This is a genomic window from Halomonas jincaotanensis (assembly GCF_018448785.1).
In the GTDB taxonomy this organism is placed as follows: domain Bacteria; phylum Pseudomonadota; class Gammaproteobacteria; order Pseudomonadales; family Halomonadaceae; genus Halomonas; species Halomonas jincaotanensis.
Window position 1 is genome coordinate 1 of the sequence record NZ_JAHCLU010000009.1, and the last position, 18065, is coordinate 18065.

Genomic DNA, 18065 nt, shown 5'->3' on the forward strand with positions numbered 1-18065 from the left:
GGCGAACCGCCAGTTGGTCGCCTGACAACCAGGGAAGCTCCACTTACGGTGCTGTCCAGTTTTACGGGTCCATTTCTCGGCACCATGGGCAATACACACGGCGTAAAGGTCAAAAGCAGCCCCATGCCGAAAAAGGCGGCCAGGGTCCACAGTGTATTGCTGGAGGCCAAAGAGGCAGCGAGTCGCTGATCATCTGCCATTGAATCAGTGACAGCGACAGCGCTTGGAGCGTTTTGGGTAGAAAGCAAGCTGTCGGGTATGGACCCGGCTGCCGATTGATCGGTATTTCCTGCCAAGTCGGCAAGCGTCACGCTTTGGCGCTGGGGCGGATAACACAGGCCTGCCTTGGCGCATCCTTGCCAGCTCAGTTCGAGACGCTGCGCTTCTTGGGGGTCGAGGCGGACCTCAACGCTGTCATAGTAGACTTGAGACTCACCGAAAAACTCGTCGGTGATGAGCTCCCCTTCTGGCATAACGGGTCCCGCCATAGGGGAGGATTCGCCTTCGATGTTGAGACGATGTCGATATAAATAGTACCCATCGGCGATATCCCAGCGTAAAACAATATCATCACTTTCCCTGGAAGCAGTGAGGTGAAAGGCTTCATCCACGGGAAGAAACTCTTCCTCCCCTGCTTGTAGAGACGAAGTGAAGACCAGTAGAAGCGTAGTAAGAATTGCCAATACATAGAGATGCAATCGATGAAGCTTACAGACTTGCATATAGCTGCTCCAGCCAGTTGGATTCGGCATTGTGACAGCGTGGCATTAACCGAGTATTAGCGGTCGAAAGTTTTTAAAAAAGTATTCAGTTGTTTTTTATATATCGAGTTTTCGCTTATTTCTCGGTTGCGAAAAAAGAAATAATCATAAACACTGTGCATGGTTTTTGGACATGCGGAGTCATTATGCAGTGTTTTTATTTATGCCATCTTGGCTATTGTGTTGGGGCTGGAAAAACAAGCCGCGTCAGTGCATTAATGGTGCTGGTTATTTTCCTTCAGTCTGGCTCGGTATCGGCAGAAGAGAGTCGGCCAACCGGGGCAAAGTATTCTCTGGTGGAGCACACCCGAATCGTTGGCGAGAGCTACTCCATTGTTCTGGAAGAGAACAAGCCTCTGCTGGATATCGCAAAGGAACATGGCGTCGGCTACGAGGAAATTCGCGCCGCCAACCCCGATATCAGCATCTGGATGCCCGGCGTAGGCACCGCAATCCGCATCCCTGCTAGACATATCCTGCCAGCAACGCCTCAAGAAGGCATTGTCATTAATCTTGCCGAATTAAGGCTCTATTATTATCCCCCGACAGGGGAAAATGAGATGCCAATAGTAGAAACGTACCCAATTGGCATCGGTCGTGATGGCTTCAATACACCGCTTGGTGTCACCAAGACCACTATGCGTCTTGAAGACCCTGCCTGGTACCCGCCGAGTTCCATGCGGGAAGAGGCGGCTCAACGGGGAGATCCGCCCCCAGTCGTGGTTCCTCCGGGGCCCGACAACCCATTGGGAAGCCATGCCATACTGCTGGATATTCCTGGCTATCTTATCCATGGCACCAATCAACCGGATGGCATCGGTATGCGGGCCAGTCGTGGGTGCATTCGCATGCACCCCGAGGATATCGAAAACTTGTTCGAGCGCATTCCTGATGGTACTCAAGTCAATGTTGTGAATGAACCCTTTAAAGCTGCCTGGGATGAGGGGCAGCTGTATGTCCAGGCCTTCCCATCGCCTTCAGGGAGCGAATATGAGTTGGGACGTTTAATTGATCCGCTGGAATCCTTGGCAAACGTAAAGAAGGAAGGTGTCGAGATAAATCATGATTACGTTCATAAGCTGGTCATGCAGGCGGATGGCAATCTATATCGAATTTATCCGAATTCAGAGGAAATTTACGACAAAGAAGCATCGGTCCTTATAAGTATTTACGAAGAAATCGAGACAAGACCACAGGGCTTTTACCTGTACACCGAAACAAGGTGATTACTTGAAGATTCATGCTTGTTCCGAATTTCGGGGCTACTTCACTGTAGGAGAATAATCCATGCCGATAGCGTGGTTGGAGTTATTCGGAATGACGCTGACCACGGTCGCGGCGATGACGAGCACCGGCATGATCCTGCTCGCTGCGCGTTGGCAGACGATCGAGGTTTGGGCCTATGGCCGCGCCCGGCGCCCCTGGTCCGTCTGGGCAATGGCGGGGCTGCTGCTCGTCCTCTGGGGGCTTGCACTGCGCGACTTTGCGATGCGCCCCGAGGGCACGCGAAGCTGGGCCGGCTGGTGCCTTGTCGTCGGTATCCCGGCCCTCTGGGCTATCAAGTCAATGGCACTGGTCTTCAACCCCAGAGGGCGGGCCGCGGTCTCCTCGATCTCGGGCGATCGGGCCTGGCGGCGGATCGGTCTCGCACGATTGCCGATCGCGATCATCCTCGCGGCTCTGACATTGCTTGCCTGATCAGGGCGCCGGAGCGCCCAATCCCGAAAGGCGGTCGCCTCGAACGAGAAAACGACCATCGATCCGGATCGCCAACGGTTCGCCCGAGATCGGCGGTGCGGCTTCCGCTGCGGGACGCTACGCATGGACGTGCAGGTGAGGCTCGGTCGAGGCGCCGGAATTGCCGACTTCGCCGATGCGGTCGCCCACGGCCACTTGATCACCCATCATGACCGCCACGCTACCCTGTCGCATGTGGGCAAAGACGATCTCTGCCGCGCCGCAGCCCAGGATGACATGGTTGCCCAGTCGGTTGACGTGGTTCTCGTTCGGAACGTCGAAATCGGGCAGGGACCCTTCGGCCGCGATCATCCGCCCATCGCAGGGCGCGCGCAACTCAGCACCGAAAATGGCATAGGCTGCCGGGTCGGCGGGCAGCCAGCCGCTTGCAGCAGCCACCCGCCCAGAGACTCCGCAGGAAGCAGGAACAGCCAGAGAAGCAGCGTCAGTGGCAAAACAACCTGAATCAGAAGGACGAGTGCGATCATGGTGCTGTGCATCTGTCGGCAGCAAGGACGACGTCCCGCATCAGATCGGTCCTCCAAACGCCAAGCCCCAGCGCAGCATGAGACCTGCGAGCCCCACCGATGCGAGCGCAAAGGCGCTGTGATGTAGGCGCCGCCACAGGCTCCAGCCCGGTGCGCGCCAGACGAGCACCAGTGACAGGAAAACCGCCACCGACATGACGGTGATCACGTCGCCCATCAGGAGCACTGCCTCCAGCGTTGGTTGCGGCTGGTCGAACAGGAATTCCGAACCAAGCCGTATGGCGGCAAGACCCGCGGCAACCCCCGCGCCTGCCATAATCCAGACCGCGCCCGCCCCAGCCAACGCCAAAGCGGCAGCCAGCAGCCCACCCCGTGATCCGCCGCGAAGCCCGTGCCGCCATAGAGGCCCAAGCAGTGTGGTGAGCGACAGGAGTGCGGCCAAACCGAACGCGGCACCCAGCCAAACCGGGTCGGCAAGGCCACGCAGCCGCTCGTGCGTATGCGCCCCGGTGCCGTCGGCGAGACGCAGCACCCGGCCGTCCGCATCGCGGATCAGCATCACGCGATTGCCCAGCGCGTCCTGCCACAGATCAGGTGCGATCGGTTCGAAGCGCGATGGGGCCTGCAAGGTGCCCGTCGGAATCAGCAATGCGCCACCGGGCAAGGCGGTCACGCTGAGCGGTGAGAGCGCCGCAAAGAACTGCGCCGGCCCCGAAAAGGTACGCCGGTTGTTCAGGTAGCGTCCCGCCGCCTCAGCCGCGTGGGCATCGGCATCAGGGACAGTCTGCGGCGCCGGGGGCTCAAGTCCCGCTTCGGAGGCGAGCGCGGCAAGGATCATGTCGGGGGCAAGGAAGGGAAGGCTCACGCCTCGGCCCCCGTTCTGCGAGATGAAGACGCCGGCATCGATCTCGGGGATGAAAACGAGGTTCGACAGGAACTCGTTCAGCCCACCGCCATGGCCATAGACCGTGGTGCCGAACATCGGCCGGGCCTGAAAGCCATGGGCCATGTCCGCAGCCTGCGGGCGGTCGTCAAAAAGCCGGGTGCGCATTCGCACCATGGTCTCGGGCTCCAACAGCCGAATGCCATCGAGTGCGCCGTCGCTTGTCAGGAAGCGCAGGAACCGAGCCATGTCTGCAGCGGTGCTGGCGATGGCACCGGCCGGAGCGAATGCGCCGATGTCGATGCGGAAGGCCGGGTGCGCGATGCCGCCGCGAACACGGTAGCTGCTCGACAAGGGCGGCTGATCGGGCCTGCGCGCGGATTCGCTGGTGGTCGTGTCGTCCATGCCCAGTGGATCGAGGATGCGCGTCTGCACGAACGCCGCCCAAGGCTGTCCGGAGACGTTCTCGACAATCTGCCCGGCCAGGGCGACACCCCAGTTGGAATAGGAGGTCACCGTCCCGCGCGGCAACACCTGTTCGGGCGCCGAGGCCGCCAGCGCCTGCGGGCGGGGCAAGGCGGCGATGTCCGGGTCGAAGATGGCGTAGCTTTCCTCGTAACCGGGCCGATGGCTCATCAGGTGTGCCAGCGTCAGCGGCTCGTCGCCTGGCACGTCGACCCTACCCAGGTAGCCTGACACATCGGCGTGAAGATCAAGTCTGCCTTCCTCGACCAGCATCATCACCGCGGTCCAAGTAAACAGCTTGGTGATCGAGCCGATCTCGAAACGCACATCATCCGGCCCGGCTTGCCTGTCCGCCTCCAGATCGGCAAAACCGAAGCCGCGCAAGATCACATCGTCATCGACGACAATGGCAGCGACGGCGCCGGGCACCTGTTCGGTGGTCATGAACCCGTGGGCAAGCGCGTCAAGCCGCGCGGCGAGCGAGTCGACGGCGCTCTCTTGTGCCTGCAACTGGCCCGCGCAGGTTAGCCACGCCATTGCGACGAGGGCCGAGAAGACAGGCTTGATGCGCTCGATCATCTTGCCGCCTCCAGAAAGCGGATCTCCGTGACATCGGCGATGAAGAAGGGGAAATAGTCCTCGGTGCCGAACATGTTGCCCGCCTCCACGTGGAAGGGAAGGCGATAGCCCCCGACCTCGCGAAAATCCGACGTAAAGGCGCCGAAAGGCTGCCGCCGGTGCACCTTGTCGGGGTTGGCGTCGCTCCATCGCTGGAACGATACGATCACAGGTCGGCCCTCGCTATCGACGGTCACGTCCACGGCTTGGCTAAGGTCGCCGTGGCGAATGGTCACGCGCGCGGTGTCGTCGTCCACGCCCTCCCAAGTGACTCCCGGCCCCGGCAACAGGGCCGCTGGCGTCCAGATCACGGCCTCTGCAACGTAGCGACCGAAGGCCGAGCGCGTATGATCGGGATTTCCGCCAATCCGGGCGACCGGGATCAGGCCGAAGATGCGGAACCGTGTCCATAAGCCCGAGTCAGACCCCGAGACCGGCATCCCGCCGCGCGTGCGCATCGCCCAGACGAAGCCCTCGGGCACGGCGAGGATTTGGCGTGCTTCCATCGGCTGATAGGCAGGGTCGTTTTTGGTGCCGAGGCTGAACTGACCGGCCATGTCGATTTCGGCCACTGGGAAAAGCGGCGTTCCTGGTTGGATCGTGTAGGCGAAATACCGTCGCGCCGGCTCGGGCAGATCCGCGACCAACGCATACGAGAAGAGGGGAGGAGCCTTGGGCTTGAGTGCTGCAAGACGCTGCCATTCCGCCCTGTCGGCGCGCTGGTCCCACACGAGAAGGGCACCTAGAGCGAGGAGGCCGAACAAAAACAGGAGAGCGAGTGCGATGATGAACTTCATGATCTCGATAACGAAGACTTTACTCCTTTAATGTAAAGGCTTTTCGCCGCGCGACATGATGACCTGGATCAAAAGTAGGCAGGGCACGGGGTTGTTTATCCTCACAAAGCTCGCAGCGGCGCAGCAAAAGGCGAAAGGCATACCCTTGCCCGAAATGTTCGAGCTCCGCACGCGGGAAACGTCTTTGCATCGTCAGCTCACTCAGGCATCGCCGGAGGACGTGGCGGCAGTCGACGCGCGTTCGGCAGACAGTTCCAGCCTGGCGCGATCGACCAGTTCCGGCGGCAGTTCCTTCTTGACGGCAACGCCGAGCTCACTGAATTCAGCCGTCTGCTTGATCAGATTGCCACGACCGCTGATCAACCGATTCATGGCCAGGTCGTAGCTCTCGCGCGCGCCATCGATCTTGTGACCCACGTCCTGCATGCTTTCAAGGAACAGTCGTAGCTTGTTATAGAACTTCTCGGCACGACGGGCCAACTCAGCGCTGTGCCGGCTCTGGTCCTCGAAGCGCCACAGCTGTCGCACGATATTCAGGCTGGTCAGTAGCGTCGTGGGCGTGGCCACCAGAACGTTGGTCTCGATGGCCCGCTGGTAGAGGCCAGGGTCGAACTTCAGCGCTTCGACATAAGCCGACTCGATGGGGATGAACATCACCACCACTTCGGGAGAATTCAGGCCCGGAAGGTCGTAATAATGCTTGTCGGCAAGTTCGTTGATGCGCGCGCCTACCGCCCGTGCGTGCTCCGCCAGCGCCTGATGACGCGTTGCATCGTCCTCGGCATTGACGTAGCGCACATAGGCAGAGAGCGAGGTCTTGGCGTCGATGACCAGGTGCTTGCTCTGGGGGAGATAGACCACGGCATCCGGACGGCGGCGGCCGTCGTCGGTATTGAAACTCTGCTCGCGGGTATAGTCGTGGCCGAGTCGCAAGCCGGCGCCTTCCAGCACGTTTTCCAGCATCAGCTCGCCCCAGTTGCCCTGGAGTTTCTTCTGGCCCTGTAATGCCTGGGTGAGCTTGCTGGCCTGGTCGGTGATCTCGCGATTGAGATTCTGTAGTTGCACGAGCTCGGTGCGCAGGCTGGCGCGTTGCTCGGTATCGTAACGATGGATCGACTCGACTTTTTCGCGAAAGCCCTTCATCTCGGTCTGGATGGGTTGCAAGAGCCCGCTGATGTTCTTCTGCGACAGGTCCGAGAACGCCTTGCCCTTGCGTTCGAGTATTTCGTTGGCGAGGTTCTCGAATTCCTGCTTGAGCTGGTCGCGGTTTTCGCGAATCCAGGTGAGCTGTGCGGTGAAATGCTGCTGTTTCTGTTCAAGGGTCGTCGTCAACTCGGCATGGCGGGACTGCAGGTCAGACAGCTCCTTGACGGCTTGCTCCCGAGCGCTCTTCTCCTCTCGCCACCAGTGTTCATAGCGGTCGCAAGTGTCACAGGCGCTGTCGCGCTGAGCGGTGAGGGTGGCCACAGCCTCGCGCTGTTCCGCCGCCGCGGCCTGGTAGCGAAGACGCTCGGCGTCGCGGCGACGTCCGCCAACGATGCTGGCAAGGGCATAGGCGAACATGAATGCCGCCAGCGCTGAAAGGGCGGCCAGCAAGGGTGGCGTCAGCGTCATGGGTGTCTCCGTTTCGTCATGGGGTTTGATTGTCATCCTTGCCGAATTGGCGAATCAACCAATACAGAAGCGTTCTTTTTATCTGTCGGGACGCGAACGTCTCGCCGATGAGGAAATACCGTCGTGGGAGCGGAGCGAGTCACCTTGGCTTTCCGGGGCTCGCCCTAATCGCTAGAATGAGGTGTCGTCGTCAGCCTGTCGATTATGGGCCGTCATTCCTTCCTCTCTGTTCGTTCAACTCTGTTCGTCAAACTTCAAGGATCCGCGCTGCATGAGCTACCAGGTTCTGGCCCGCAAGTGGCGACCGCGTACCTTTCATGAACTGGTCGGCCAGGATCATGTTCGCCGCGCGCTGGTCAATGCGCTCGACCAGGGGCGTTTGCATCATGCCTACTTGTTTACCGGCACGCGTGGTGTCGGCAAGACGACCCTGGCGCGCATTCTGGCAAAATGCCTCAACTGCACGGCAAACGGGCAGGGCGATGATGGCGTGACCTCGACGCCGTGCGGCCAGTGCGATAGTTGCCGATCCATCGATGAGGGGCGCTTCGTCGATCTCATCGAGGTGGACGCCGCCTCGCGCACCAAGGTGGAAGACACCCGCGAGTTGCTGGACAACGTGCAGTACGCGCCCACCCAGGGGCGCTACAAGGTGTACCTCATCGACGAGGTGCACATGCTTTCCACCCATAGTTTCAATGCGCTGCTCAAGACGCTCGAAGAGCCACCGCCGCACGTGAAGTTCCTGCTGGCGACCACCGACCCGCAGAAACTGCCGCCTACGGTACTGTCCCGCTGCCTGCAGTTCACCCTCAAGCACATGCCGCCCGAACGGGTCGTGGGTCATCTGACCACCGTGCTTCGGGCCGAAGAGGTCGATTTCGACGAAAGTGCCCTCTGGTTGCTCGGCAAGGCCGCCAAAGGCTCCATGCGCGATGCCATGAGCCTGACCGACCAGGCCATCGCCTTCGGCCAGGGTGAGGTGCGCCACGCCGACGTGGCCGCCATGCTCGGCACCCTGGATCACCGGCACGTGCTGGCCCTGATGGAGGCGATGGCGGAGGTCAACGCCACCCGTGTCTTATCGGAAGTCAGCCAACTGGCCGAGCAGGGGCCGGACTTCGCCGCTGTGCTTGACGACCTCACCGGCATGCTGCACCGCCTGGCCGTCGCACAGATGGTGCCCGATGCCCTGGATAACGCCCACGGTGACCGCGAATCCCTGTTGTCATTGGCCAGCCGCTTCAGCGCGGAGGACGTTCAGCTCTATTACCAGATCGGCATCCAGGGGCGTGGCGACATGGCGCATGCGCCGGATTTACGCGCAGCCCTGGAAATGACGCTGCTGCGCATGCTGGCCTTTCGCCCCCAGGGGGTGCCCAAGCCCCCAAAGACCCCGCTGCCGCTCAGTGGCGCACCCGAGCGCGATGTGACCGGACGCCATAGCCCCGATTCCGCTGATGCCGGAAGCGATAAGACAGCCCTCACTACCTCTACGTCGACCGCTGGGCCCTCAGCGGAACACTCGACTGCCCCCGCTGCAAGCGAGGCAGAGACGCCTGCGCCGGCGGGTTCGGCAGCGGCGCCGCGGCCAATCGAGTCAACGCCGATTGAGTCACCGCCAGTCGAAGCACTAGCGCCCGACGAGGCGCCTCCACTCGTTGAAGAACCACTTCCATGGTTGGACAGCGAGCCAGTCGAGCCCGATAAGACGGCCGAGCCTTCAATGGCCCCTGAGCCGCCACCAACGCCACAGCCGGAAACCATCCCGCCTACGGTTGCCCCGGTAGCTGGGGCGAAAGGGCGGGTCGAGCATGCTGACTGGCTGGCGCGTTTTGATTCGCTGGGCCTTGGCGGCTTGACCCGAAACTTGGCGGCCAACTGTGTGGTCGAAGAAGACGACGGTGAGCGACTGTATCTGCGCCTTGATCCCTCGCTTGCGGCGATGCAGGCGGATGTTCACCTTCAGCGCATGCAGCAGGCCTTGGTCTCGCTGGGGTTCGAGCGTCGCCTGGTTGTCGAAGTGGGGCCGCTGCCCGAATCGATCGAAACCCCCAAGCAGCAGGCCGACCGACTTGCCGCGCAGCGACTGGCCGAGGCGGTTGAAGCCTTGACCCGTGACCCACATATCCAGGAATTGCAGAAGACCTTCGGGGCGCGCCTGATACAATCCACCGTCAAGCCGGCCGATGCTCAAGCCTAGAGCGACGTACCGGCGGCGGTTCCCGCAAACGCACATGACGAGCCTATACACGCGCTCGAGCAACGTCACATTAACCAGAGAGGAATCCGCCATGATGAAAGGTGGAATGGGCAACCTGATGAAACAGGCCCAGGAAATGCAGGAAAAGATGCAACGCGTTCAGGAAGAGGTCGCCAAGGCCGAAGTCCTGGGCGAGGCGGGCGCCGGCATGATCAAGATCACCATGAACGGCCGCCACGATGTCAGCAAGGTCGACATCGATCCCAGCGTCATGGAAGAGGACAAGGAACTGCTTGAGGATCTGTTGGCCGCCGCGGTCAACGATGCCGTGCGCAAGGTCGAAGCCAATTCCAAGGAGAAGATGGAAGAGGCGACCGCTGGCCTGAACCTGCCGCCCGGCTTCAAGATGCCGTTTTAGGGCGTATGATGACGCCTGATATGAGACGCCAATGAGCTTTTCCCCCTTGGTAGATCGGTTGATGGAATCGCTGCGGGTATTACCGGGCGTGGGGCCCAAGACCGCCCAGCGCATGGCCATGCATCTGCTCGAGCGCGATCGTGAGGGCGGCAAGCGTCTGGCCGAGGTGCTGGGTGTGGCGGTCGAGGAGGTCGGCTATTGTCGTCGCTGCCGGACCCTCACCGAGCAGGAAATTTGCACATTATGCGAGAGTGCGCGGCGTGACGATGCCGTGCTCTGTGTGGTGGAATCCCCCGCCGACCAGCTGGCCATCGAGGACGCCGGCGGCTATCGCGGGCGTTACTTCGTGCTGCACGGCCATCTTTCCCCCCTGGACGGCATCGGCCCGGAAGATATTGGTCTCGACCAGCTTGAAACACGGGTCGCCGAAGGCGGCGTCGAGGAACTGATCCTGGCCACGAACCCTACCGTAGAGGGCGAGGCGACGGCCCACTACATCGCGGCTCAGCTCTCCCCCCTGGGCGTGAAGCTCTCGCGGCTGGCGTATGGCGTTCCCATGGGGGGCGAACTTGAGTATGTCGATGGCGGCACTCTGAGTCGTGCCTTCAATGGTCGCTTGCCGTTTCAGAGCGACTGATCCCTTCCTATTTGCCGGACCCCTTATGCCCTTGAACCCCGAGATTCGCTGGATCGACACTGCCGAGGCCTTGGACGCGGCCTGCGCGGAGGTGGCCGATGCCGATGTCATCGCCCTGGATACCGAGTTCTTCCGCGAGAACACTTTCCATCCGGTGCCGGCCTTGATCCAGTTTGCCGCCGACGGACCGGCTTATCTGGTCGACCCTCAGGCCGTCGGCTGTACTGAGGCGTTTCGTCGACTGCTGTCCTCGGGGCCCGTCAAGCTGCTGCATGCCTCCAGTGAGGATCTCGAGGTCTTTGCCCATTGGGCCGGGGTGGCGATGGCACCGCTGATCGATACTCAGGTCGCGCAATCTTTGCTGGGTGAGGTGCCTTCCATGGGCTACCAGAAGCTGGTGAAATTCTGGGTCGGCGAAACCCTGCCCAAGGACGAGACGCGTTCCAACTGGCTGCTGCGCCCCCTGAGCGAGACCCAGAAACAGTATGCCGCCATGGATGTGGTCTATCTGCTTGAAGTCTGGGAGCGACAGCGTGAACGCCTCGAGCAGCTACAGCGAATGGAGTGGCTCGAGGCCGACTGTGGCGAACTGGTCGCGCAGGCGACGCGCAGCGAGGCGGCCGATGGCCAATGGTATCTGCGCCATCGCCAGCTGTGGCGCCTGTCGCCGCGCCAGATCGAGGCGTTCCGCCGGCTCACTATCTGGCGTGAAGGCGAGGCGCGGCGGCGAGATCTGCCTCGCGGCTGGCTGATCAACGATCGGCTGCTGTACGCCATCGCCGAAAAGCTCCCCGAAAATCGCTACGAGCTGGCCCAGGTCGAGGATCTTAAGCCGTCCCTGATCAAGCGGGAGGGCGATGAGCTGCTGCGCCTGGTTCGCGAGGCACTTCATGCTGACGAGGGGCTGCTGCCTCCCGCCATGCCATCCCCACTGGCTCCCGAGTTCAAGAAGCGCGTCAAGGCCGTCAAGCGAGTGGTAAATGCTGAAGCCGAGGACCTCGGGCTGGCGCCGGAAGTGCTGCTGCGTCGTCGGGACGTCGAGGCGCTGGTAACGGCGGATCTCGGCGAAGACGCGCTGCCGTTGCCCGGTGGCTGGCGAGGCGAGCGTCTCAATGCCGACATGGTCTCGGCTCTCGAGGCGGTGTCCTGATGAGCGATGACCGGATGCGCGGCGACAAGCTGTTGTGCGAGGTGTTCAAGAGTTCGCGCAAGGAGGGACTTTACCTTTATGTCGATAAGCGCCAGGGGCTGGTGGATGTGTCCGAGCCATTGCTCGAGCAGTTCGGCAAGCCACTTCCGGCCATGACGTTGATCCTCACCCCGGACAAGACACTGGGCCGGGCGAAGGCGGCAGACATCATGGCGGCCATTCGCGAGAAGGGCTACTACCTGCAGATGCCGCCAGCCAAGGACGACTACCTGCTCGATCTTTACAACATGCCGACACAGGCGCGTTACTGATTTATCGCGCCCGGTGCCGCGCGAAACCCGCTGAATCGCGCCCGGTGCCGTGCGAAACTCGCTGAACCGCGCCCGGTGCCACGCGAAACTCGCAGAATCGTGACCCGGCAACCAGCCGCGCCCGCGTAGCGCAGGAGAGATCATGAGAGAACGGTTCTGGGAGCGCTTCGGCCTCGACGAACTCACCCCGCAGGAGTGGGAGGCCCTCTGCGACGGCTGCGGCCAATGCTGCCTGCTGAAGTTTCAGGACGAGCAGACTGGCGATCTGGCGGTACTCAACGTGGCCTGTGAGCTGCTGGATATCGGCAGCTGCCAATGCGGCGACTATGCCAACCGTTTCGACAAGGTACCGGATTGCACCCAGTTATCTCCCCAGCGTATCGAGGCGTTCCGCTGGCTGCCGCGCTCTTGCGCCTACCGGCGCATCGCCGAGGGCAGAAAGCTTGCCGGCTGGCACCCGTTGATTGCCGGGGGGCCCGAGCGCATGCACCGCAAGGGCGTCAGCGTGCGCAGCTTCGCCGTGTCTCAGCGTGAGGTCCCCGAGGAGGAGCTTGAGGACCATATCATCGCCATCCTGCCGATCGATGGCTGACGCCTATGAAAGCTTACGTGAGTCGTCGCGTGACTCCACGCCAAGTGACCAGAGGATGTAGGCATCCTGGCGGGCGTTGTCGTGCCAGGCCTTGAAGCGTCCGGAGGCGCCGCCGTGGCCGGCCGACATGTCGGTGCGCAGCATCACCGGGCCGCGGGCCGTGCCGAGTTCGGTGAGCCGCGCATAGAGCTTGGCCGGTTCCCAGTAGGGCACCCGGGTATCGTGCCAGCTGCCTTGCAGGAATACCGTCGGCCAGGGCTGCGCAGAAAGATTGTCCAAGGGTGAGTAATCGCGGATCCGCTTCCGGGTACCAGGATCGTCAGGGTTACCCCATTCCGTGTATTCGGCGGTGGTCAGTGGCAGGTCGGGGTTCTCCATGGTGCGCAGGACATCGACGAAAGGCACGTCGAGCACGGCGGCACAGAAGGCCTCGGGAGCCAGGTTGAGGCTGGCGCCCACCAACAGGCCGCCAGCGCTGGCGCCATAGGCCGTGATGCGCTCGCCGTCACTGATGCCGGCTTCCACCAGGGCGTTGCGGGCGGTCAGGAAGTCGCGAAAGCTGTTTTCCTTGTGTTCGAGCTTGCCGGCCAGGTACCAGGGCTCGCCGCGGTCGCCGCCGCCACGTACGTGGGCCACGGCAAACGCCACGCCGCGTGCCAGCAGCTCCAGGCGGGCAATCGAGAACCAGGGGTCAAGCACCTCGCCATACGCGCCGTACCCATAGAGCAGCGTCGGCAGGGGATGTCCGGCCAGGTCGGCGCGCATCACCACCGAGACGGGGATGCGCTCGCCGTCGTGGGAAGTCGCCCAGAGCCGCTCACACACCAGCTGCTCCGGGGTGAGGTCGCCGTGGAGCGCCTGCTGCTTGAGCAGGCGACGCTCCCCGCTGTCGAGGTCGTGGGTCATCCAGCTCACCGGCAGGGTGAAGGACTCTTCGCGCAGGCGCAGGCAGCGAGTGTCGAAATGCGGCGTATCCCCCAGCGCCAGGCTGCATGGCGTCTCCGGAAGGGGCAGGCGTTCTTCGCGGTGGATGCCCAGTGCACCCTCGAGCTCGAGGATTCGCACATGAACCTGGGCCTCGTGATGATCGCGCTCGGTAACGACCAGGCCCCAGGCGAAGGCGTCGATGCCTTCCAGCGTGGCGTCCTCGCGATGGGCAATGAGCGGCTGCCAATGCACGCAGGGGTCCTCGCCACGCTCGGTAGACTCCGTGATACGCCAATCGTCCACGACGTCGAGGCTGAAGTGCGGCGCGTTGCGGTTATGCAGCACATAGAAGTGCCCTGGCCGATGGTCGACGCCCACCTCGACGCCCTGCTCGCGGGCTCGGAAAAGGCGCGGTGGCGAGGCCGGGGAGCGGGCCGGCAGCAGGTGGCATTCGCTGGTATCCTTGGAGGCGCTCTCGAGTATCAGCCACTCCCTCGACCGGGTCTTGCCGAAGCCTACCCAGAACTCCGTATCACCCTCGCGCAGTATCAGTACCGGTTCGCTGGCGGCCGGAGAGTCGGGGTTTCCTACCGCCACCGGCAGACGCCAGATGCTGTCGGGGCGTTGAGTGGCGTCGTAGCGGGTGAAAAGCAGCGTGTGGCCGTCCTCTGCCCAGGTAAGCTCTGGCCCGATCTCATCGAGAAGCAACACGGGCTCACCCGCGGGCAAGTGCTTCAGATAGAGCGTGAAGGTTTCATCGCCACGCGTGTCCTCCGTCCAGGCCAGCCACTCTTCGTCGGGGGAAAGCGCCATGTCGCCGATCTCGAAGAAGGCCTGCGCCTTGGACCGGTCCTCGAGGTCCAGAAAACACTCGGCGGTGTCTTCCTGGCCATTGGGGTGTCGCCACCACAGCGGATAATCGGCATTGGTGGCTGTTTCACTCCAGACGGTGTAGTGGTCCAAAGGAGTACGCAGGCCATGAACGGCGAGCTCTCGACGGGCCAGATGGCCGTGATAGAGTCGCTCGACCAAGCCCTCCAGGGGGGCGAACCAGTCGGCGAATTCTTGGTTGGCAGCCTCTAGAAAGGCCGTGACCTCAGGATCGTCGCGCTGCTCCAACCAGTGCCAGTCGCTATCTTCCGGGCGGCGGAAGCGAGACACCGGCGAGGCGGAAGACAAGCAAGAGTTGTGACGGGGCGGCTGTGCTTTCATGTCGCGGGATGTACCATACTTAGTGTAAATCAATGTTCACAAGGAGCGTGACTGACGGCTCCTGCTGCGAGGTATCGATGCTGATCTCGGATTCAATGGCCCTACTATGGCTGACATACATCGCTCTGTCTCTGGTGGTGCTGGGTTCCGGCTACCTGGGGCTGGCGTTCCTGCCACGCCTGCCTCGGCTGATCATTACTTGGATGGTGGCCGGCGTGATGTGGATACCGTCGCGTTTTCGTCTGCCGCTGCTCGACGAAGGAGAATTCTATAGTGGCTTCGCCCCGGCGGTGATGGTGGCCGGCATCGCCTTGCTGGAAGGCAACAGCGGGTCGATGGTGCCGGCCGCCATCCTGGCGGTGATCGGTGCGCTGGCCGGCTGCGCAGTCGGCGTCGCGATCTGGTGGTGGGGACGCCGTACCACCGACATGAGCGATACGCAGGCGCAAGACTGGCCCGCCTCGCCTCCGGCGGATCGGAAGCGACGCGAGCCGATGCTCGGTTAAGGAGCCTTGAATGGCCAGCTGGATGCTAGGGCAAGGCAAGCAATACGGGCGAGTCCTCATGCTATGGACAGTAGGCCTGGCGTTATGTCTGGCGGCTCAAATGGGGCATGCCCAGGTTGTCGAGGAACGCCCTGATGTGCGCGTGATCATCGATGTATCGGGCAGTATGCAAGAGAACGACCCCGAGCAGCTCAGCACCAGCGCCTTGGAACTGCTGGTTTCTCTGCTGCCATGGGGCGTCGATGCGGGGGTCTGGACCTTCGGTGAAAAAGTCGACAATCCGTTGCCGTTGGGCCGAGTGGATGCCGCCTGGCGCGACGAGGCGTTGGCGCTTTCCCCGGCCTTGCAAGCCAACCAGCCGCATACCGATATCGAGACTGCCCTGCGCGAGGCGGCATCTGCCAAGACCAACGGCTGGCGCCATATGGTGCTGTTGACCGATGGCATGATCGATCTGCCGTCTGAGCGCGGTGCCAAGCCCGCGATCGATGACCAATCACGCCAGCGCCTTGTCGAGGAGTTGGCACCCGAGTTCGCCAACCAAGGTGTTGTCGTGCATTCGGTCGCCTTTTCCGATCAGGTCGACCTGGCACTGATGGAGCGGGTATCCCAGTTGACGGGTGGCCTCTCTTCCATGGTGGCATCACCCGAGAGTCTGCTTGGCGCCTTTCTCGATATCTTCGAGCGCATTTTCCCCGCCGACCAGGTTCCGCTGATCGACGGACGCTTCACCATCGATCCGGATGTCGAGTCCTTTTCAGCGCTGCTTTTCCACGAACCCGATGACGGGGCCATCACACTGGTGGCGCCGGACGGCAGTACCTATCTTGCCGAGCGACATGCCGACGACATGCGCTGGCAGGTGGAGCCGCGCTTCGACCTGATCCGTGTCCCCAACCCGGCGTCCGGCGAGTGGCGTCTCGAAGGGCCGACGGGGAGCGACAGCCGTATCAATGTGATCTCGCCACTGGCACTGCGCACCAACGATCTCCCGACCACTCTCTACCTTGGGTTCGAGGTGCCCGTCGAGGCGTGGATCGAGCTCGATGGCGAACCAGCCGCCGAACTGGCCGAGGATCTCGACGTGACCATGGAGTTACACGACGCGCAGGGTGAGGTCCAGACCGCCATCCAGCTTCAGCCCCGCGACGGCCGTTTCGCTGGCGTGCTGCCCCCACCCGCGATCACCGGCAATTCCAAGCTGGTGATTCGCGCCGAAGGCGAGAACTTTCACCGCCAACGTATCCAGGCGGTGAATGTCCTGCCTGCCATTGGCCTGATGCATCAGCCAAGGGCCGAGAGAGTGCTGCTGGTGGCCGAGCATCCACGTCTTGACCGCCACAACACCGAGCTCTCCGGCGAACTTCAAGGAAAGACGCTGGAGGCCGATGCCCTGGGTCCGACACGCTGGCACCTGTCGTTGCCGGAAATCGACGATAGTGTCCGTTTGCCGCTGCTGGTGACCGCCCGGGTCACGCTCGATGGCGAGAGCCGGGAGATCCGTTTGCCGCGTCTGATACTCAATCCCGATGGCAGGATCGGCATCGATCTGGCGGACGAGGTCGGGCCGACGCTCTCCACCGAGCGACTCGAGGAAGAGCCGTCAGCCGAAGATACTACCGAATGGGCGGATAACGCTGCCGACCGCTTCGTGTCCATTGTCAACGAACTGCCGCGCCGGGCCTGGGCATTATGGCAGGAGGGCTGGCCGGGACTCGAGCGCATGGTGGAGCAGAGCAGGCAGGACCCGTGGTGGCGGATGGCTACCTTGATGGTGGTCATCTTGTTACTCGTAGGCGTCGTTGCCATGGGGCTCAGGCACCGGACGCGGTCGGTTCCCGCACCCAAGTCTCTGCCCGGGTCAGGAGCGCGCCCTGGTACAAGATCAAGGTCACGTCCTGCTACCCAACGGAAGGAACCCTATGTGTGAACTGCTGGGCATGAGCGCCAACGTGCCTACTGATATCTGCTTCAGCTTCTCCGGCTTCCTGCATCGGGGCGGCGGGACCGGGCCCCACCGCGATGGTTGGGGGATCGCTTTCTACGAGGAGGGCGGCTATCGCGAGTTTCGCGACCCGCACCCTTCGGTGGAATCCCCCATCGCTCGCCTCATCCGCGACTACCCGATCAAGTCCGAGATCGTCATCAGCCACATCCGCCAGGCCAATGTGGGCAGTGTTCGTCTGGCCAATACCCATCCTTTTGTCAGGGAGATGTGGGGGCAGCCCTGGTGCTATGCGCACAACGGCCAACTGACCGGATGGCAGGCGCTGCCCCTCCGCATTTACCAGCCGGTAGGGGACACCGACAGCGAGCACGCTTTCTGCTGGCTGATGGGGGAGCTCAGGCGGGTTTTCCCCGACCCTCCCGACGAGCGCGAAGGGTTTTGGCGTCATTTGCATCGCCTCTGCGAGCAGTTGCGAGAACTCGGTGTCTTCAATCTCCTGCTGGCCGATGGCGAATACCTCTACACCTTCTGTTCCACCAAGCTGGCGCATATCACTCGGCGTGCCCCCTTCGGGCCCGCTAACCTTTCGGATGCTGAAATGAAGGTGAATTTTGCCGAGCACACCACGCCCGATGATGTGGTGTCGGTAATGGCCACTGAGCCTTTGACCGATAACGAGGACTGGGTGCGCATGACGCCCGGTGAGCTGCTGGTCTGGCGGGAAGGCGAGATTTATGCGAGATTTAAAACGTAAGTTTTAATCATTTGTGTAGCTGCAGAATAATAACGTCGCACACC

17 protein-coding genes are annotated in these 18065 nt (G+C 62.1%); 11 read left to right on the top strand and 6 right to left on the bottom strand.

The genetic code is table 11. The annotated features are described in order from the left end of the window. A partial coding sequence (locus KG088_RS09710) for a protein-disulfide reductase DsbD domain-containing protein (protein ID WP_264759050.1) occupies positions 1–722 on the bottom strand: 722 nt, incomplete at its 3' end. Between the two features lie 185 nt (positions 723–907). Between KG088_RS09710 and KG088_RS09715 the strand changes: the two genes are divergently transcribed. Continuing rightward, positions 908–1987 carry a L,D-transpeptidase family protein gene (locus tag KG088_RS09715; RefSeq protein ID WP_250148178.1) on the top strand — a complete coding sequence of 360 codons (1080 nt, stop codon included), beginning with the start codon at positions 908–910 and terminating at the stop codon, positions 1985–1987. Positions 1988–2078: 91 nt separating this feature from the next. After that, entirely contained in the window at positions 2079–2459 is a 381-nt protein-coding gene (locus KG088_RS09720) for a hypothetical protein (RefSeq protein WP_213825327.1), read from the top strand. A 117-nt stretch (positions 2460–2576) separates the two neighbouring features. On the opposite strand, the gene KG088_RS09725 is transcribed toward KG088_RS09720, so the two are convergent. The 4 genes from KG088_RS09725 to KG088_RS09740 all read right to left on the bottom strand — a co-directional run bounded on the left by KG088_RS09725 (position 2577) and on the right by KG088_RS09740 (position 7363). Then, a complete protein-coding gene (locus KG088_RS09725) occupies positions 2577–2897 on the bottom strand; it encodes a M23 family metallopeptidase (RefSeq protein WP_213825328.1) in 321 nt (106 codons plus the stop codon). Between the two features lie 129 nt (positions 2898–3026). Beyond that, entirely contained in the window at positions 3027–4913 is a 1887-nt protein-coding gene (locus KG088_RS09730; protein ID WP_213825329.1) for a serine hydrolase domain-containing protein, read from the bottom strand. Continuing rightward, positions 4910–5749 (bottom strand): DUF6544 family protein, encoded by an 840-nt coding sequence (locus KG088_RS09735; protein WP_213825330.1) that lies wholly within the window; start codon positions 5747–5749, stop codon positions 4910–4912. The genes KG088_RS09730 and KG088_RS09735 overlap by 4 nt, the downstream gene beginning before the upstream one ends. Positions 5750–5950: 201 nt before the next feature. Further along, the gene (locus KG088_RS09740; RefSeq protein ID WP_213825331.1) at positions 5951–7363 is read right to left on the bottom strand and encodes a DNA recombination protein RmuC; all 1413 of its coding nucleotides are present in this window, start codon (positions 7361–7363) and stop codon (positions 5951–5953) included. Positions 7364–7634: 271 nt separating this feature from the next. Between KG088_RS09740 and dnaX the strand changes: the two genes are divergently transcribed. From dnaX to KG088_RS09770, 6 genes are all read left to right on the top strand, one after another. Beyond that, positions 7635–9566 (top strand): DNA polymerase III subunit gamma/tau, encoded by a 1932-nt coding sequence (gene dnaX, locus KG088_RS09745; RefSeq protein ID WP_213825332.1) that lies wholly within the window; start codon positions 7635–7637, stop codon positions 9564–9566. Positions 9567–9657: 91 nt separating this feature from the next. After that, positions 9658–9984, top strand: a complete 327-nt coding sequence (locus KG088_RS09750) for a YbaB/EbfC family nucleoid-associated protein (RefSeq protein ID WP_213825333.1) — start codon at positions 9658–9660, stop codon at positions 9982–9984. A 31-nt stretch (positions 9985–10015) separates the two neighbouring features. Then, a complete protein-coding gene (gene recR, locus KG088_RS09755) occupies positions 10016–10621 on the top strand; it encodes a recombination mediator RecR (RefSeq protein ID WP_213825334.1) in 606 nt (201 codons plus the stop codon). Between the two features lie 25 nt (positions 10622–10646). Further along, positions 10647–11771, top strand: coding sequence for a ribonuclease D (rnd, locus tag KG088_RS09760; protein ID WP_213825335.1), 1125 nt, complete (start codon positions 10647–10649; stop codon positions 11769–11771). Further along, complete coding sequence (locus tag KG088_RS09765; RefSeq protein ID WP_213825336.1) at positions 11771–12082, top strand: YcgL domain-containing protein; 312 nt, start codon at positions 11771–11773, stop codon at positions 12080–12082. The genes rnd and KG088_RS09765 overlap by 1 nt, the downstream gene beginning before the upstream one ends. Before the next feature lie 142 nt (positions 12083–12224). Beyond that, entirely contained in the window at positions 12225–12674 is a 450-nt protein-coding gene (locus tag KG088_RS09770; RefSeq protein ID WP_213825337.1) for a YcgN family cysteine cluster protein, read from the top strand. A gap of 3 nt (positions 12675–12677) precedes the next feature. On the opposite strand, the gene KG088_RS09775 is transcribed toward KG088_RS09770, so the two are convergent. Beyond that, positions 12678–14813 (bottom strand): S9 family peptidase, encoded by a 2136-nt coding sequence (locus tag KG088_RS09775; RefSeq protein ID WP_213825338.1) that lies wholly within the window; start codon positions 14811–14813, stop codon positions 12678–12680. Positions 14814–14890: 77 nt separating this feature from the next. On the opposite strand from KG088_RS09775, the gene KG088_RS09780 reads away from it, so the two are divergent. From KG088_RS09780 to KG088_RS09790, 3 genes are read left to right on the top strand one after another with little or no spacing between them, the layout of a single operon-like run. Continuing rightward, the gene (locus KG088_RS09780) at positions 14891–15319 is read left to right on the top strand and encodes a hypothetical protein (RefSeq protein ID WP_213825339.1); all 429 of its coding nucleotides are present in this window, start codon (positions 14891–14893) and stop codon (positions 15317–15319) included. Positions 15320–15329: 10 nt separating this feature from the next. Continuing rightward, positions 15330–17249 (top strand): VWA domain-containing protein, encoded by a 1920-nt coding sequence (locus KG088_RS09785; protein WP_213825340.1) that lies wholly within the window; start codon positions 15330–15332, stop codon positions 17247–17249. Continuing rightward, positions 17242–18021, top strand: coding sequence for a class II glutamine amidotransferase (locus KG088_RS09790; protein WP_213825341.1), 780 nt, complete (start codon positions 17242–17244; stop codon positions 18019–18021). The genes KG088_RS09785 and KG088_RS09790 overlap by 8 nt, the downstream gene beginning before the upstream one ends. Positions 18022–18065 lie beyond the last annotated feature (44 nt).

Excerpts from the sequence above, each read along its gene's own strand:
- KG088_RS09715 (WP_250148178.1), top strand. The coding sequence starts at position 908 with ATGCAGTGTTTTTATTTATGCCATCTTGGCTATTGTGTTGGGGCTGGA.
- KG088_RS09720 (WP_213825327.1), top strand. The coding sequence starts at position 2,079 with ATGACGCTGACCACGGTCGCGGCGATGACGAGCACCGGCATGATCCTG.
- KG088_RS09730 (WP_213825329.1), bottom strand. The coding sequence starts at position 4,913 with ATGATCGAGCGCATCAAGCCTGTCTTCTCGGCCCTCGTCGCAATGGCG.
- KG088_RS09735 (WP_213825330.1), bottom strand. The coding sequence starts at position 5,749 with ATGAAGTTCATCATCGCACTCGCTCTCCTGTTTTTGTTCGGCCTCCTC.
- KG088_RS09740 (WP_213825331.1), bottom strand. The coding sequence starts at position 7,363 with ATGACGCTGACGCCACCCTTGCTGGCCGCCCTTTCAGCGCTGGCGGCA.
- dnaX (WP_213825332.1), top strand. The coding sequence starts at position 7,635 with ATGAGCTACCAGGTTCTGGCCCGCAAGTGGCGACCGCGTACCTTTCAT.
- KG088_RS09750 (WP_213825333.1), top strand. The coding sequence starts at position 9,658 with ATGATGAAAGGTGGAATGGGCAACCTGATGAAACAGGCCCAGGAAATG.
- recR (WP_213825334.1), top strand. The coding sequence starts at position 10,016 with ATGAGCTTTTCCCCCTTGGTAGATCGGTTGATGGAATCGCTGCGGGTA.
- rnd (WP_213825335.1), top strand. The coding sequence starts at position 10,647 with ATGCCCTTGAACCCCGAGATTCGCTGGATCGACACTGCCGAGGCCTTG.
- KG088_RS09765 (WP_213825336.1), top strand. The coding sequence starts at position 11,771 with ATGAGCGATGACCGGATGCGCGGCGACAAGCTGTTGTGCGAGGTGTTC.
- KG088_RS09770 (WP_213825337.1), top strand. The coding sequence starts at position 12,225 with ATGAGAGAACGGTTCTGGGAGCGCTTCGGCCTCGACGAACTCACCCCG.
- KG088_RS09775 (WP_213825338.1), bottom strand. The coding sequence starts at position 14,813 with ATGAAAGCACAGCCGCCCCGTCACAACTCTTGCTTGTCTTCCGCCTCG.
- KG088_RS09780 (WP_213825339.1), top strand. The coding sequence starts at position 14,891 with ATGCTGATCTCGGATTCAATGGCCCTACTATGGCTGACATACATCGCT.
- KG088_RS09785 (WP_213825340.1), top strand. The coding sequence starts at position 15,330 with ATGGCCAGCTGGATGCTAGGGCAAGGCAAGCAATACGGGCGAGTCCTC.
- KG088_RS09790 (WP_213825341.1), top strand. The coding sequence starts at position 17,242 with ATGTGTGAACTGCTGGGCATGAGCGCCAACGTGCCTACTGATATCTGC.